The organism is Bradyrhizobium sp. USDA 3650 (assembly GCF_054057395.1).
Genome location: NZ_JBSRZG010000001.1, coordinates 7461604 through 7477337, shown reverse-complemented (window position 1 = coordinate 7477337; position 15734 = coordinate 7461604). Strand labels below are relative to the sequence as shown.

General features: G+C 65.7%; 11 protein-coding genes. 6 read left to right on the top strand and 5 right to left on the bottom strand.

Annotated features, from left to right (window positions below; genetic code table 11):
• The first annotated feature begins 44 nt into the window (after nt 1-44).
• The 4 genes from kdgD to garD all read left to right on the top strand — a co-directional run bounded on the left by kdgD (nt 45) and on the right by garD (nt 5486).
• Nucleotides 45-989, top strand: a complete 945-nt coding sequence (gene kdgD / locus ACVIN2_RS35155) for a 5-dehydro-4-deoxyglucarate dehydratase (protein WP_027518956.1) — start codon at nt 45-47, stop codon at nt 987-989.
• Between the two features lie 25 nt (nt 990-1014).
• Nucleotides 1015-2358, top strand: a complete 1344-nt coding sequence (gudD, locus tag ACVIN2_RS35150; RefSeq protein WP_456769120.1) for a glucarate dehydratase — start codon at nt 1015-1017, stop codon at nt 2356-2358.
• Nucleotides 2359-2377: 19 nt separating this feature from the next.
• Entirely contained in the window at nt 2378-3826 is a 1449-nt protein-coding gene (locus tag ACVIN2_RS35145) for an aldehyde dehydrogenase family protein (protein ID WP_456769119.1), read from the top strand.
• 118 nt (nt 3827-3944) lie between these two features.
• Nucleotides 3945-5486, top strand: a complete 1542-nt coding sequence (gene garD / locus ACVIN2_RS35140) for a galactarate dehydratase (RefSeq protein ID WP_456769118.1) — start codon at nt 3945-3947, stop codon at nt 5484-5486.
• 91 nt (nt 5487-5577) lie between these two features.
• Here the strand turns inward: garD and ACVIN2_RS35135 are convergent, their stop codons facing one another.
• From ACVIN2_RS35135 to ACVIN2_RS35125, 3 genes are all read right to left on the bottom strand, one after another.
• Nucleotides 5578-5934: a hypothetical protein gene (locus ACVIN2_RS35135; protein ID WP_456769117.1), complete on the bottom strand. Its 357-nt coding sequence runs from the start codon at nt 5932-5934 to the stop codon at nt 5578-5580.
• Between the two features lie 379 nt (nt 5935-6313).
• Nucleotides 6314-6916 carry a DUF2147 domain-containing protein gene (locus ACVIN2_RS35130; RefSeq protein ID WP_456769116.1) on the bottom strand — a complete coding sequence of 201 codons (603 nt, stop codon included), beginning with the start codon at nt 6914-6916 and terminating at the stop codon, nt 6314-6316.
• Nucleotides 6917-7032: 116 nt separating this feature from the next.
• The gene (locus ACVIN2_RS35125) at nt 7033-8061 is read right to left on the bottom strand and encodes an NAD(P)/FAD-dependent oxidoreductase (RefSeq protein WP_456769115.1); all 1029 of its coding nucleotides are present in this window, start codon (nt 8059-8061) and stop codon (nt 7033-7035) included.
• A 180-nt stretch (nt 8062-8241) separates the two neighbouring features.
• Here ACVIN2_RS35125 and ACVIN2_RS35120 point away from each other — a divergent pair, with 180 nt between their 5' ends.
• Nucleotides 8242-8709 carry an acyl-CoA thioesterase gene (locus tag ACVIN2_RS35120; RefSeq protein ID WP_456769114.1) on the top strand — a complete coding sequence of 156 codons (468 nt, stop codon included), beginning with the start codon at nt 8242-8244 and terminating at the stop codon, nt 8707-8709.
• A gap of 12 nt (nt 8710-8721) precedes the next feature.
• Here the strand turns inward: ACVIN2_RS35120 and ACVIN2_RS35115 are convergent, their stop codons facing one another.
• Together ACVIN2_RS35115 and ACVIN2_RS35110 are read right to left on the bottom strand one after the other, a co-directional pair.
• Nucleotides 8722-9042, bottom strand: a complete 321-nt coding sequence (locus ACVIN2_RS35115) for a 2Fe-2S iron-sulfur cluster-binding protein (RefSeq protein WP_007602043.1) — start codon at nt 9040-9042, stop codon at nt 8722-8724.
• Between the two features lie 165 nt (nt 9043-9207).
• Complete coding sequence (locus ACVIN2_RS35110; RefSeq protein WP_456769113.1) at nt 9208-9582, bottom strand: Hpt domain-containing protein; 375 nt, start codon at nt 9580-9582, stop codon at nt 9208-9210.
• Between the two features lie 396 nt (nt 9583-9978).
• Between ACVIN2_RS35110 and ACVIN2_RS35105 the strand changes: the two genes are divergently transcribed.
• Nucleotides 9979-15621 (top strand): apolipoprotein A-IV repeat region-like domain-containing protein, encoded by a 5643-nt coding sequence (locus ACVIN2_RS35105; protein ID WP_456769112.1) that lies wholly within the window; start codon nt 9979-9981, stop codon nt 15619-15621.
• Nucleotides 15622-15734: the final 113 nt, after the last annotated feature.

Sequence of the window (15734 nt, the reverse complement as noted above, 5' to 3'; positions counted from 1 at the left end):
CAGCCTTTGCGTCCTCCACAACACGAGACCAGGGAGCAGCGCCCATGAGCAAGATGACCCCGCAGGAAATGGCCCAGAAGATCGGATCCGGCCTCCTGTCTTTCCCCGTCACCCCGTTCAAGGCGGACTACTCCTTCGACGAGACGACCTACCGCGCCAACATGGACTGGCTCTGCGGCTATGACGTCGCAGGCCTGTTCGCCGCCGGCGGCACCGGCGAGTTCTTCTCGCTGACGGCGGCCGAGGTTCCGCAGGTCGTCAAGATCGCCGTGGACGAGACCAAGGGCCGCGTGCCCGTGCTCGCCGGCACCGGCTACGGCACCGCCACCGCGCGCGAGATCGCGATCGGTGCTGAGAAGGCCGGCGCCGACGGCTTGTTGCTGCTGCCGCCTTATCTCACCCATGCCGAGCAGGACGGCCTTGCTGCCCACGTGGAAGCGATCTGCGCCTCCGTGAAGATCGGCGTCATCGTCTACAACCGCGACAACGCCATCCTCCAGCCCGATACGCTCGCCCGCCTCGCGGAGCGCTGCCCGAACCTCGTCGGCTACAAGGACGGCATCGGCGACATCGAGCTGATGACCCGCGTCTACACCAAGCTCGGCGACCGCCTGACCTATATCGGCGGCCTGCCGACCGCGGAGACCTTCGCGCTGCCCTATCTCGACATGGGCGTGACCACCTACTCCTCGGCGGTGTTCAACTTCGTTCCGGAATTCGCCACCAATTTCTATGCCGCCGTGCGCAAGCGCGATCACGCGACGATCCACGCCGGGCTGAAGGACTTCATCCTGCCGCTGATCGCGATCCGCAACCGCAAGAAGGGCTATGCGGTCTCGATCATCAAGGCCGGCATGAAGGTGATCGGACGCGATTCCGGCCCGGTTCGCCCGCCGCTGACCGACCTCACCGAGCAGGAGATCGCGGAAGTCACGGCGCTCGTGAAGAATCTGCCCGCCATCCGATCGTCACAACAGGCTGCAGAATAACAAACGACACAGGGAGGAGCCTGCGATGGCCAAGACCGAGATCACTGGCGCACCGGTCGTCACCGCGATGCAGGTGATCCCGGTCGCAGGCCGTGACAGCATGCTCCTCAATCTGAGCGGCGCGCATGCGCCGTTCTTCACCCGCAACATCGTCATCCTCACCGACAATGCCGGTCACACCGGCGTCGGCGAGGTGCCCGGCGGGCAGAAGATCTGGCAGACGCTGCAGGACGCCCGTGATCTCGTGATCGGCAAGACCGTCGGTGCGATGAACAACATCCTCGCCGATATCAGGACCGCATTCGCCGATCGCGATGCTGGCGGCCGCGGCAAGCAGACTTTTGATCTCCGCGTCATGATCCACGCCGTCACGGCCGTGGAGTCGGCGCTGCTCGATCTGCTCGGTCAACATCTCAACCTGCCGGTCGCAGCCCTGCTCGGCGAGGGCCAGCAGCGCAACAGCGTCGAGACGCTGGGCTATCTCTTCTTCGTCGGCGACCGGCGCAAATCCAAGCTGGACTACGTCAGCGGCGAGACCGGCAAGAGCGAATGGTTCAACCTCCGTCATCAGCAGGCGATGACGCCGGAAACCGTGGTGCGGCTCGCGGAATCGACCCACGACCATTACGGCTTCGCCGATTTCAAGCTCAAAGGCGGCGTGCTGCGCGGCGAGCAGGAGATCGAGGCCGTCACCGCGATCGCCAGGCGCTTTCCGAATGCGCGGGTGACCCTGGATCCGAACGGCGCATGGTCGCTCGACGAGGCCGTCAGCCTCTGCAAGGACATGCACGGGATCCTCGCCTATGCCGAGGATCCCTGCGGCGCCGAAGGCGGCTTCTCCGGCCGTGAGATCATGGCCGAGTTCCGCCGTGCGACGGGCCTGCCGACCGCGACCAACATGATCGCGATCGACTGGCGGCAATTGTCCCATGCATTGCGCCTCGGCGCGGTGGACATTCCGCTGGCCGATCCCCATTTCTGGACCATGCAAGGCTCGGTGCGCGTGGCCCAGACCTGCCGCGACAACGGCCTGACCTGGGGTTCGCACTCCAACAACCATTTCGACATCTCGCTCGCCATGTTCACCCATGTCGGCGCCGCTGCCCCCGGCAAGGTCACCGCGATCGACACGCATTGGATCTGGCAGGACGGCCAGGCCCTGACCAAGGAGCCACTCCAGATCAAGGGCGGCAAGATCGCCGTGCCTGAGAGGCCGGGCCTGGGTATCGAAATCGACAGGGCCGCCATCGACGCCGCGCATGACCTTTACAAGCAGCATGGACTCGGCGCCCGCGATGACGCTATTGCCATGCAGGACCTGATCCCCGGCTGGACCTTCGACGACAAGCGTCCCTGCCTCGTGCGTTAGAAAATTCGGAGGAAGAGATATGACTGCGATCCTGAAGAACTTCATCGGCGGCGAATGGGTCGACGGCTCCGGCGTCACCAAGAACATCAATCCCTCCAACACCAATGATCTCGTCGGCGAATACGCCAAGGCCGACAAGGCGCAGACCGAGAAGGCCATCGCCGCCGCCAAGGCCGCCTTCCCCGGCTGGGCGCAGTCGACGCCGCAGGCGCGCTACGACGCGCTGAACAAGATTTCCCTCGAGATCATCGCCCGCAAGGAAGAGCTCGGCCGCCTGCTCGCCCGCGAGGAAGGCAAGACGCTGCCCGAGGGCATCGGCGAGGTCGCGCGCGCCGGCCAGATCTTCGCATTCTTTGCCGGCGAGGCGCTGCGCATGATCGGCGAGAAGGGTGCTTCCGTCCGTCCCGGCATCGACGTCGAACTCACCCGTGAGCCGATGGGCGTCGTCGGCATGATCACGCCCTGGAATTTCCCGATCGCGATCCCCGCCTGGAAGATCGCCCCGGCGCTCTGCTATGGCAACACCGTGGTGTTCAAGCCTGCCGAGCTGGTGCCGGGCTCGGCGCATGCGCTGTCCGAGATCATCACCCGCTCCGGCATCCCGTCCGGCGTGTTCAACCTCGTGGTCGGCTCGGGCTCCGTGGTCGGCCAGACCGTGATCGAGCATCCCGACGTCGCCGCGATCACCTTCACCGGCTCGGTGCAGACCGGCCGCAAGATCGCGCAGGCCTGCGTGACCTCGAGCAACATGAAGAAATTCCAGCTCGAGATGGGCGGCAAGAACCCGCTGGTGGTGCTCGACGACGCCGATCTCAAGACCGCCGTCGAAGTCGCCGTCAACGGCGCCTATTTCTCCACCGGCCAGCGCTGCACCGCCTCCTCGCGCCTGATCGTCACCGAAGGTATTCACGACCGTTTCGTTGCGGCGATGACCGAGCGCCTGAAAGGCCTGACGGTCGACGACGCGCTCAAGGCCGGCGTGCATATCGGCCCGGTGGTTGACCAGAGCCAGCTCGACCAGGACCTGCGCTACATCAAGATCGGCCAGGACGAGGGTGCCAAGCTCGCCTGGGGCGGCGAGTTGCTCAAGCGCGAAACGCCCGGCCACTACTTGCAGCCGGCGCTGTTCACGGAAGCCAACAACAACATGCGGATCGCGCGCGAAGAAATCTTCGGGCCGGTCGCGACCGTCATTCGCGCCAAGAACTACGAGGAGGCGCTGGCGATCTCCAACGACACCGAGTTCGGCCTCGCTTCCGGCATCTGCACCACCAGCCTGAAATACGCCTCGCACTACAAGCGCAACAGCGAGTCCGGCATGGTGATGGTCAATCTGCCGACCGCCGGCGTCGACTATCACGTGCCGTTCGGCGGCCGGAAGGGTTCGAGCTACGGCGCCCGCGAGCAGGGCTCCTATGCCCGCGAGTTCTACACGACGGTGAAGACTGCCTATACCTTTCCCGGCTGATGGATCGTAGGTGTCGTAGGGTGGATTAGCGCAGCGTAACCCACCTCTTGTGGTTCGACGGATGCAGACGGTGGTGGGTTACGCTGCGCTAACCCACCCTACACTTCGGAGTCCTTCCATGGACCAGTCAGTCGCAGCGAAAGAGCAGCCCCGCTACATCAAGCTCAACGAGCGCGACAACGTCGCGATCGTTGTCAATGATTTCGGGCTACCCGCCGGCTCCCGCTTCGCCAGCGGCCTGACGCTGCGCGCCTTCGTGCCGCAAGGCCACAAGACGGCGCTGGTCGACATCCCGCAGGACGCCCCGATCATCCGCTACGGCGAGGTGATCGGCCATGCGCTCGCGCCGATCCTGGCCGGCGAATGGGTGGACGAAGCGCGCATCCGCATGCCGGAGGCCCCTGCCCTCGACAAGCTGGAAATCTCGACCGCCGTGCCCGCGCCGCTGCCGCCGCTCGATGGTTTCACGTTCGAAGGCTTTCGCAATTCCGACGGCTCGGTCGGCACCAAGAACATCCTCGGCATCTCCTCCTCCGTGCAATGCGTCAAGGGCACGATGGAATATGCGGTGAAGCGCATCCGCGCCGAGCTGCTGCCGAAATATCCGAATGTCGACGACGTGGTGCCGCTGACGCATGCCTATGGCTGTGGCGTCGCCATCAACGCGCCTGATGCTGTGATTCCGATCCGCACGCTGCAAAACATCGCGCAGAACCCGAATTTCGGCGGCGAGATCCTGGTCATCAGCCTCGGTTGCGAGAAGCTCGCGCCCGAGCGTCTGGTGCCGGAAGGCGTCAGCAATGCCATCGTGCGCATGCAGGACGAAGCCTTCGACGGTTTTGGCGCCATCGTCGACGCGATCATGACCCAGGCAGAGGCCCGCCTGAAGATCCTCAACAAGCGCACCCGCGAGACCTGCCCGGCCGCCGATCTCGTCATCGGCCTGCAATGCGGTGGCAGCGACGCCTTCTCCGGCGTCACCGCGAACCCTGCGGTCGGCTTCGCCGCCGACCTGCTCGTGCGTGCCGGCGCCACCGTGATGTTCTCGGAAGTCACCGAAGTGCGCGACGCGATCCAGCTGCTCACGCGGCGCGCCATCAACGAGGACGTCGGCCGCGCGCTCGTTCGCGAGATGGCCTGGTACGATTCCTATCTGGCCCGCGGCGGCGCGGACCGCAGCGCCAACACCACGCCGGGCAACAAGAAGGGCGGCTTGGCGAATATCGTCGAGAAATCGCTCGGCTCGATCGTCAAGTCCGGATCAAGCGCGATCACCGGCGTCCTCTCGCCCGGCGAGAAGGCGACGCAGAAGGGCATGCTGTTTGCGGCAACGCCGGCGTCCGACTTCATCTGCGGCACGCTCCAGCTCGCCTCCGGCATGACGCTGCAGGTGTTCACCACCGGCCGCGGCACGCCCTATGGCCTTGCGGCTGCGCCCGTGATCAAGGTCGCGACCCGCAGCGAGCTCGCGCGACGCTGGAAGGACCTGATCGATTTCGACGCGGGCGGCATCGCCACCGGCGAGAAGACCATCGAGGAGACCGGCTGGGACCTGTTCCGCCTGATCCTCGACGTCGCCAGCGGCCGCACGCAACCCTGGTCGGATCGCTGGGGCATCCACAACGATTTGACGCTGTTCAATCCGGCGCCGGTGACCTGAGGGCTGCGCGCGGATGCTGCCTCGCCGCGTGGATGCGTTGGTGCGAGAGTCTCGTTTCGGCGCGACGCATCGCCCGTGATCACGCTGCAGTCTACGTCATGCTGCCCGGCATGAAGCAGCGCACGCGCGGATGACCGTCGATGTAGTGCTTCCACACCATGGTGCGGCCGATCTTGTTCGGCACGGTAATGACGGCGCCGTCGGGCACGATGACCCATTCGCCCTCGAGCTGCACGCGATAGCGGCCCTTGTCGGATTCCCAGTCGACATCGGCGACCACATAGCCGTCGGCATCCGAGCAGCATTGGCCGTATTCGCTGTGCAGGCTCTCGAACCAGGGTTTTAACGGCGAGTTGGCGTAGCGGCCGTCATCACGCGCCAAGGTCGGGGCGGTCAGCAGCACCGTCGGGACCAGCAGCATGGCGGCACGCGATATTGCACGTCTCATGTCGTCTCCGCGGATCGAGGTCACCGCCGCGGGGCGATAATTGCCGTCCGCCTCCGCGACTCGGCGAAGGCGTCAAGGACGGCGACTCATCCCCCAACAGCTTTGCGGATAGCTATGCAAATCCGGCGCCAGCGCGCATTCCGGGGAACTACTGGCGCGCGTCCGGCACCCGTTCGTCTTTCGAGGGGTATTGACCGCTACGCGCGCGCCAAGATCTCCGCTGTCTCAGCCGGCCGCATGCGCGATTGCGCACGGGGGGAGACCGGCAACAACGCGGAGAGGCTGCGGCGTACTGGAGTCCCCCGCCTTGGCGGGCAATGACGGCAATGTGTGGAGTGGAGCTACGGAAGTACGGGCGCCATGGCGCGCGACGTAGACCCTACTGCTTCGGCGCCGGCGCCATCATCGCGCCGCCCTTCTTCGCCGCGGGCACAGGCACGGGCTTGGTCGCGGCGGTCGTTGGCGCCGGGAGATATTTCGCGACGATGGCGGGATCGACCTGCGCGATGTTGGCGTCGGGAAGACGCGTCCAGGTTTCGTCCTTGCCGAACAGGGAAATGCCGAGGAAGCCGCGCATCGTCAGCGTCTGCCCATCCGGACTGACCGTCATCTTGGCCTTCCAGATGTTGCCGTCGCGCGGATTGACCACGTTGCCGCCGTCATACTTCAGGCCGTCGCGCTTCATGTCGCGGATGAAAGAAAGCCCGAGCACCGGCGCGTTCTTGCGATCGTCCGTGCATTTCGCGCAGATCTCGTTCGGGTCGTCGCCGGGCCGCGGAAAGGTTTTCGCGATGACGCCTTCGAAGATGCCGTTGTGGTCGATGAAGAGAAACCAGCCCACCGTCTTGCCGTCTTCGACCTTCTGCCACAGGCCCGCGGCGGTCGGCTGCTGCACTTGCGCCACAACGGGGCTCACCGCACCGAGCGCCATCGCGAGCGCGAGGAATGAGAACAGCCGAAAGCTGGAAAAGAGAGTCCGCATTATCATCACCTTGCTGAGCCAATCGCCTTGCTAAGCCGCCTACCGCAATGGCCGCAGACTACGGCGATTTCGCGAACTGTTCCAGCACCAGAAACATGGGGCATCGCCCGCCGCCGTCAGTTGACGCCGAGCTTCTTTTGCAGGCTGGAGGACGAGGTCGTATACTGGAACACGAGCCGCTTCTCCGGATAAACGTAGCGATGGGCTTTTTGCGACATCAGCGCACCCTCGTGGAAGCCGCACAGGATCAGCTTGATCTTGCCGGGATAGGTGTTGATGTCGCCGATCGCGAAGATGCCTGGCACGTTGGTCTCGAACGCGGACGTCTCGACCGGCACCAGATTGTTCTCCAGCGCGATGCCCCAGTTCGCGACCGGCCCGAGCTTCATGGTCAAGCCGAAGAACGGCAGCATGGTGTCGCAGGTGATTTCGCTGACGCTGTTGTCGTTGCCCTTCACGGTGGCGCCGCTCAGCTTGCCCTCGTTGCCTGACAGCGCGGTGACCTGGCCGAGGCGCAGATCCATCTTGCCGGCCGCGACCAGCGCGCGCATCTGCTCGACGCTGTGGGGGGCGGCGCGAAAATCGTCGCGACGGTGCAAGAGCGTGATGCGCTTGGCGATCGGATGCAGATTGAGCGTCCAGTCGAGCGCGGAATCGCCGCCGCCCACGATCAGCACGTTCTTGTCGCGGAACGTCTCCATCTTGCGCACGGCGTAGTGCACCGAGCTTCCTTCATAGGCTTCGATCCCCGGCACCGGTGGACGCTTGGGCTGAAACGAGCCGCCCCCAGCAGCGATCACCAGCACCTTGCATTCGAACACCTTGCCGGCGTCCGTCGTGCAGCGGAACAGAGGATCGCCGATCTTCTCCACAGTCTCGATCATCTCGCCGAGATGGAAGGTCGGATGGAACGGCTTGATCTGCTCCATCAGCGCATCGGTGAGGCCCTGCCCCGAAACCTGCGGAATGCCGGGAATGTCGTAGATCGGCTTTTCCGGATAGAGTTCTGCGCACTGGCCGCCGACCTTGTCGAGGATGTCGACGAAATGCGTCTTCATGTCGAGAAGGCCCAGCTCGAAGGCGGCGAACAGACCGCAGGGGCCGGCGCCAATAATCAGCACATCGGTTTTGATCGCGTCGCTCATGTCGTCTCTTTGTCGGTCGTTCGGTGGGACGGCGCCCTTTGGGCCGAGGTGACCCTGCCTGTCTAGCCAACGGGGATGGATCAGGGAAGGCATAAAAGCGGGAGCGCCCCGCAGCCGGCCCCACTTGCCGGGTCAGGATAACTGGGCTGTAACGAGCAACGATATGACGGAGATCAATCGGTGAACGCACCAAGCCGCCTCGATACGACGCCGCGCCTGGAGGACTATCCTTTTCGCCTTGGCGACAATGTCCGCTTCGGCGATCTCGACCCCAACCAGCACGTCAACAACGCGGTCTACGCCACCTATTTCGAGACCGGCCGTGTCACGCTGATGAAGCTCCCGGAATACGGCCTGACGCCGCCCGGACTTGCCTGGATCATGGTGCGGCTCGACATCCATTTTCGCGCGGAGCTGCACTGGCCGAACACGATCGAGCTCGGCCTCGGCGTCGTGAAGCTGGGACGAACGTCGGTGACGTTCGAGCAGGTGGTGTTTTCGGAAGGGAAGTACATTGCATCGGCGACATCGGTCGCCGTGATGATCGACGAAGCGTCGCGCCGGCCAACGCCGCTGATCGCGGAAGTGCTCGAGAAGCTCAGGCCCTGGCACAAGCGCGGCATCGAGGTCGCGCCGCCCAGCACATGATAGCTAAGAGCGTTAGGCCTGCCGTTCCGGCGTTGCCACCACCAGGCCGTCGAGATCGTCGGAGACCTTGATCTGGCAGGACAGGCGCGAGTTCGGGCGCACGTCGAAGCCGAAGTCGAGCATGTCCTCTTCCATCGGCGTCGGGCTGCCGACCTTCTCGCGCCACGCTTCGTCGACATAGACATGACAGGTGGCGCAGGCGCAGGCGCCGCCGCATTCGGCCTCGATGCCAGGAATGCTGTTGCGGATGGCGGCTTCCATCACAGTCGCGCCGTTCTCGACGTCCACCGTACGGGTTTCGCCCTTGTGATCGACAAAGTGAATTTTGGCCATGTGTGCTCGTGCTGCCGCGATCTAGGGAATGAAGGAGGGTCCGGGCTGTCCTATAACGGGTCGATCAGCCCGGCGCCATAGCGTTTTGATTCAGTCGCGAATACCGTTGCGCGGGAAGAAAACCCGTCAAAACAAAGACTAGAGCACGGGTCTGGTGTTGTCGCCCTAAGTGTTGAGGATCGCCTCGATGGCGGCGCGCGCCTCGGTCACCGCCTCTTTCAGCGCGGCAAAGGCGTGAGGCCGGCCCTGGCCGGTCTGAATCGCGGTCTCCAGGCTGGCTGCGGCATCCGCCACCGCAAAGGCGCCGATCCCGCGCGCCGAGCCCTTGAGCTTGTGGGCGAGTGCGCCGGCCTCGGCCGGCAGCGCGGCCATCGCCGCCATCAGGCGCACCGCCTGCTCGGCAAACATCGCCAGCACTTCCTGTTCCAGCTCGGAATCACCGAGCGTCATGCGGGAGAGATGATCGAGGTCTAGCGGGCTGTCGATGGGTGCAAGCGGGGGCGAGGGCATCCAGTCCATCCGTTGCAGTTCAGGTATCATGGCGCAGGCCCCGGCATCGCGCGATGTCCGCCGGTCCGGCGGTCAAGTTCCCTCCACCCAAGCACGGAAATGGTTAACGAAATGTTCCGGCCGTTTGGCGCAAATCTGCCGATTTATTGACGAAAAGTTGCCGCAATCCGGCGAGTCCGGTGGAGAATTGCATTTATTGCTAAGGCCTTACGGCGCGATCCTGTTAACGATGATTAAGAATGTCTTAATCGCGGGCATTTCATTCGCGACGCTCTGCCAATAGGATGTTGGAGAAATTGGCGGACAAGCCGTCCGGGTGGGGATGGCTCGGAGATCCGCGCAAGCGGCATGATCCGGACTGTGGGCTTGCGTAGCGCGCAGAGCTCGCGGGGGGACGCGTACAAGTAACGAGGGCTCGGACTGAACATGGCAAACACTCCGAAAAAGGTCAAAGACCCCACAGAAGATGCGCTTTCTGCAATCCAGGAAGCCCTGAACATCAGCGACACGGCGGCGGACACCAGCCGCAACGCCGCGATGCGCAGCGAAACGCCGCCTCCGGTCGCGCCACCGGCTCCCCCGATGTTCGACGAACCGAGCTTCGACCCGCGTCCTGCTGCGAACGAACGCGCGATGTTCGACCAGATCGAGGAGCCGCGCTCCTCGCGCCGCGCCGCCAATGACGACCGTGCGACCATCGGCCAGCTCTTGCAGACGTTGCAGACGGGACGCCCGACCCGCAACATCTACACCGGCGCGACAATCTTCACCGTCATCTGGCTGGCGGCCTGCGCCGCGCTGACGGTCGGCTTCCTGCCTTCGATCCAGGCGGCGATGGGCCAGAGCGGCGGCGTGTTGGCCATTGCCGGCCTCGTCACGATGTTCTTCGCGCCGATCATGCTGTTCTTCTTCCTGGCGAGCCTCGTCTGGCGCGGCCAGCAAATGAGCTCGGTCGCGCAGGCTATGGCCCAGGTTGCGATCCGCTTCTCCGAGCCGGAAGGCTCGGCTTCGGATTCGATGGTGACCGTCGGCCAGGCCATCCGCCGCGAGGTCGCGGCAATGGGCGACGGCATCGAGCGCGCCATCGCGCGCGCCGGCGAGCTCGAGACGCTGGTCGCCAACGAGGTCGCGGCGCTCGAACGCGCCTATTCCGACAACGAAGTGCGCATCCGCGCCCTGCTCCAGGACATCGCGCATCAGCGCGACAATCTGGTCGGCCAGGCCGAGCAGGTCCGCAGCGCCATCTCCGGCGTGCAGATCGATTTGCGCCATGACATCGCGCTGATCTCGGACGCGATCGCCTCGCGCGTCGACGAGGTCGCCAAGTCCATCACGGGCGCGCTCGAAGAGCGCGGCGCCCACATCACCGGTGCGCTCAGCAACGCCGGCGACAACATGATCCTCGCGCTCGGCGAGCGCGGCGGCGACCTGCTCGACCGCCTCGAGGAGGCCAGCAACGAGACCACGCGCGCCGTGCTCGATGCCAGCGAGCGGCTGACCACCAGCCTGAATTTCAAGACCGGCCACGTTCACGACGAGTTCGTCGATCTCGCCGACCGCGTCCACGAAATGCTCAACGAGCGCATCGACCGCATCACCGGCGAGTTCGAGCAGCGCTCCGCCGCGATCGTCGACGGCATCTCCGAGCGCACCGAGCAGGTGCACGACAGCCTGAAGAATTCGTCGGACTCGCTGCTGCTCGAGCTCGAGCTGCGCTCCAACGACCTCTCCGCCAAGATCGACGACGCCGGCAACCGCCTCGCCGGCCACATCATGACCTCCGGCGACAAGGCGAGCGAAGCGCTCGACGCCACCGTCAACACGCTGGTCGCCAAGGTCGTCAGCCAGACCGAGACCGCGCACGACTCGCTCTCGCTCCAGATGAGCGCCTTCGACGAGCTGGTGAAGAACCAGGGCACCGAGCTGGTCGAGAAATTCGCCCGCGACTCCGGCACGCTGGGCGCGCTGATCACCCGCCACATTTCCGAGTTCGACCGCACCGTGAAGACCTTCGGCGGCGAGATCGTCGATCGTATGGGCCAGCGCACGCAGGACATCCATGAGTCGCTGAAGACCTATGTCGACAATTTCGACACCCGCTTCACCTCCAACGGCGGCGCGATCACGGCGGTGCTCGACCAGCGCCTGGTCCAGTTCGAGACCACGATCGGCGAACGTGTCAGCAACCTCGATGCCTCGCTGAACGGCAAGATCTCGGGCCTCGACTCGACGATCGACGGTCACATCAAGACCTTCGACGAGCAGCTCGTCGGCCGCGTTGCCGCGCTCGAACAGTCGTTCGATACCCGTGCGAAGTCGGTCACCGAGACCATCGACGGACGGCTCAACACGCTCGCCTCGTCGCTGACCGACGGTGCCGCGCAGGCGATCCAGTCGATCGACTCCCGCCTCACCCACCTCACGACGTCGCTGACCGATGGCGCATCGCAGACCATCCAGTCGATCGACACGCGCCTCACGCATCTGACGACGACGCTCACCGGCGGCGCGTCGCAGGCGCTCGAATCCATCGACACGCGCCTCACCTACCTGACCACCGCGGTGACGAACGGCGCCTCGCAGGCCGTGCAGTCGATCGACACCCGCCTCACCCTCCTGACCTCGACGCTCACGGACGGCACCGCGCAGGCAATCGAGGCGGTCGACCGCCGCATCACCGGCGTCACCGAGATCATCGACGGCCGCAGCATGCACCTGACCGACACGGTCACGGCGCGCTTCCAGGACATCCAGCAGGCCATCGAGACCAAGGTCGGCTCGGTCGCCAGCGACATCGACGTGCGCGTGGCGCAGTTCGAGGACCTGCTCGGCTCGCGTGTCGAGGCCGTCGCCGGCCGCATCGAGAGCAGCGGACGCCAGGCCAGCGAGGACATGATGTCCCGCGCCGAGATGATCTCGACCGCGATCCGCTCGCATGTCGAAGACGCCGAGCGCTCGCTCACCAACCTCGTGGTCAACACCAGCGAGACCATCCAGACCGGTGCGCGCACCGCGCAGCAGTCGCTGATGACGGTCTCCTCCGACGTCAACGCCCAGCTCAAGATGACCTCCGCCGAGGTCGAGCGCGCGCTGACCGCGGTCGGCACCGGTGCCGCGAACTCGATCCTGACCAGCGCCCGCGAAGCGCAGTCGACGCTGGTCGCCGCGTCGGGCGATGCCTCTAACCAGATCAAGGGGCTCGCGGCCGACGTCGAACGCACGCTGTCATCGGCGGGCTCGGCGACCGCCGCCTCGATCCTGGCCGGTGCCCGCGAGGTGCAGACCACGCTCGTCACGGCGTCCTCGGACGCGGCCAACCACGTCAAGACCCTCACCGCCGACGTGCAGCGCTCGCTGTCCATGGCCGGCACCACCACGGCGGAATCGATCACCGCCGGCGCCCGCGATGCGCAGAGCGCGCTGATCGCGGCCTCGAGCGAGACCGCCAACCAGATCAAGGCGCTGTCCTCGGACGTGCAGCGCTCGCTCTCGATGGCGGGAACCGCGACGGCAGAGACCATCATGACCGGCGCCCGCGAAGCTCAGAGCACGCTCGTCAACGCGTCCTCGGATGCGGCGAGCCAGGTCAAGTCCCTCGCAGCCGAAGTGCATCGGTCGCTCTCGCAGGTCGGCCAGTCGACGGCCGAGACGATCACGACCAGCGCCCGCGATGCCCAGAGCACCCTGCTGGCGGTCTCCGCCGAACAGACCGGCCAGGTCCGTTCGCTGGCGGCCGAGATGCAGCGCGCGCTGGCGACCGCCGGCGGCGCCACCATCGAGGCGCTCACCAGCGGCGTACGCGAAGCCCAGGGCACGCTGATCTCCGCCTCGACGGACGCAGCAGGCCAGATCAAGTCGCTGACCATCGACATCGAGCGCACGCTGACCTCGGTCGGCGCCGACACCGCCTCGACCATCCTCAACAGCGCGCGTGAGGCGCAGACCTCGCTGACCTCGACCTCGGCGGATGCCGCAAGCCAGATCCGCACGATCTCGAGCGAGATCGAGCGTACGCTGAGCACGGCCACAGCGAACGCGACCAACGACATCCAGACCAGCGCGCTCAACGCCCAGAACGCGTTGATCAACGCCTCCAACGAGGCGAGCTCGCGGGTGAAGTCGAGCTCGGCGGACGTCGAGCGCTCGGTGCTCGCCGCCAGCAGCAGCTTCGGCCAGGCCATGACCGGCAAGACCGACGAGATCGTCACCTACGTGCAGCAGCAGTCCGACCGTCTCGCCAACATGATCGACGCCAAGCGCGGCTCGCTCGTGGACGCGATCGGCTCCAAGACCAGCCAGCTCACGCTCGACATCGACCGCGTCACGTCCGACGCGCTGAAGTCGATCGAGACGCGCGGCCACGCGTTCTCCCAGACCATGATGGGCAACGGCTCCGAGGTGGCGCGGACCATCAACTCGGCGAGCGAGATGGCGACGGGTGCCGTCAACAAATCGCTCAAGGACCTCGAGCAGGCCTCGCGCGCGGCGATCGACCAGTCGCGCCAGGTCTCGATCGCGGCCGTCACCGAGATGCAGGAGACCAGCAAGATCCTGCGCACCGACACCGTCGCCCTGTTCGAGCGCCTGCGCGAAGGCAACATCCTGCTCCAGGAGGTGCTGACCGGTGCGCACGACAACCTCAACTCGCTCGAGCGGGCGCTGGTGACGCGCGTCGCCGACTTCGTCTCGGCGATGAACGACGTCACCTCGCGCAACGGCGCTGCGACGCAGAACCTGGAAGACCAGCTCAACGTCTTCAACAGCAAGACCACGCGGGCGCTCCAGGATCTCGGCGAGCTGTCGACCCAGTTCGACGCGCACGGCAAGGCACTGGTCGAGGCCGCGCAGGTCGTCGAGCAGAGCAACAAGAACACCACCGCCTCGCTCGCCGAACGCAAGGAGGCGCTGGAATCGCTCGTCACCACGATCGACCTGCGCACCGCCGATCTCGACCAGCGCCTGTCGCGCTTCACCGGCCTGCTCGATGAATCGCTGGCGGCCGCCGAAGAGCGTGCCCGCGACATCGCCCGCGTCGTCGCGGAGACCGCCGGCGCCGGTTCCGCCGCGATCACCCGCCAGTTCGAGGCGGTGCGGTCGGCCTCCGAAGAGGAGCACCGGCAGACCGTCGAGGCCATGCACGACATCTACCGCCAGACCACCGACGAGGCGGATGCGATGTTCAAGCAGTCGACCGAGAAGTTCACCAACCTCGTCTCCAGCATGAAGCAGATGGCGTTCGAGATGCACAACGAGCTCGAAGCCACCCGGAACGAGTTGCGCCGCGGCGTGCTCGAGATGCCCCAGGAGGCCGCCGAGAGCACTGCGCAGATGCGCAAGGTGATCGTCGACCAGATCGAGGCGCTCGCCGAGCTCAACCGCATCGTGGCCCAGCATGGCCGTGGTCTCGACGTCTCTACGACGGGCCGTGCCAGCGTGCAGCGCCAGGAAGAGCCGATGCTGGCGGCCGTCGGCGCGCGCAGCACCGAGACGCGCATGCGCGAGAGCGCCAGCGCCTCGACCCTGCCGCCGCCGGATCTCGGCATGCCGGCCTCCTCGCGCCGCACCGAAGCGCCGCCGGTGGCACCCGCGGGCAACGACCAGGGCCGCGACGGCTGGCTGTCGGACCTCTTGAGCCGCACGGACGCCAACCAGGGTGCGCCCACCGGACGTGAGCCCCAGCGCGGCCGCCAGGCTGCACCGGCGCCGCAGCCGCAGGCTCCGCAAGGTGGCGGCAATCCGCTGGAATCCTTGTCGCTCGACATCGGCCGGCTGATGGACCGCAACCTCGCGTCCGAGATGTGGGACCGCTACCAGCGCGGCGAGAACAAGGCCTTCACCAAGCGCCTCTACACGCCCGCCGGCCAGAAGGCCTTCGACGAGGTCGCCCGCAAGTATCGCTCCGACCGCAACTTCAAGGCCACGGTCGACCGCTATGTCGCCGAGTTCGAACGCCTGCTCGACGAAGTCGCCCGCGACGGCCGCGGCCCGCAGGAGCTGCGCAACCACCTGACCTCGGAGACGGGCCTGGTGTACACGCTGCTTGCGCACGCAGCGGGCCGGCTGGGGTAGGCGGTCAGTCGCCAAGACGCATGACGAAAGAAAACGGAGGCCTCACGGCCTCCGTTTTGTTTTGGGCGTCATTAGGAACGAAGCGTTCGACCAAGCACTCAGCGTCGTCCTGG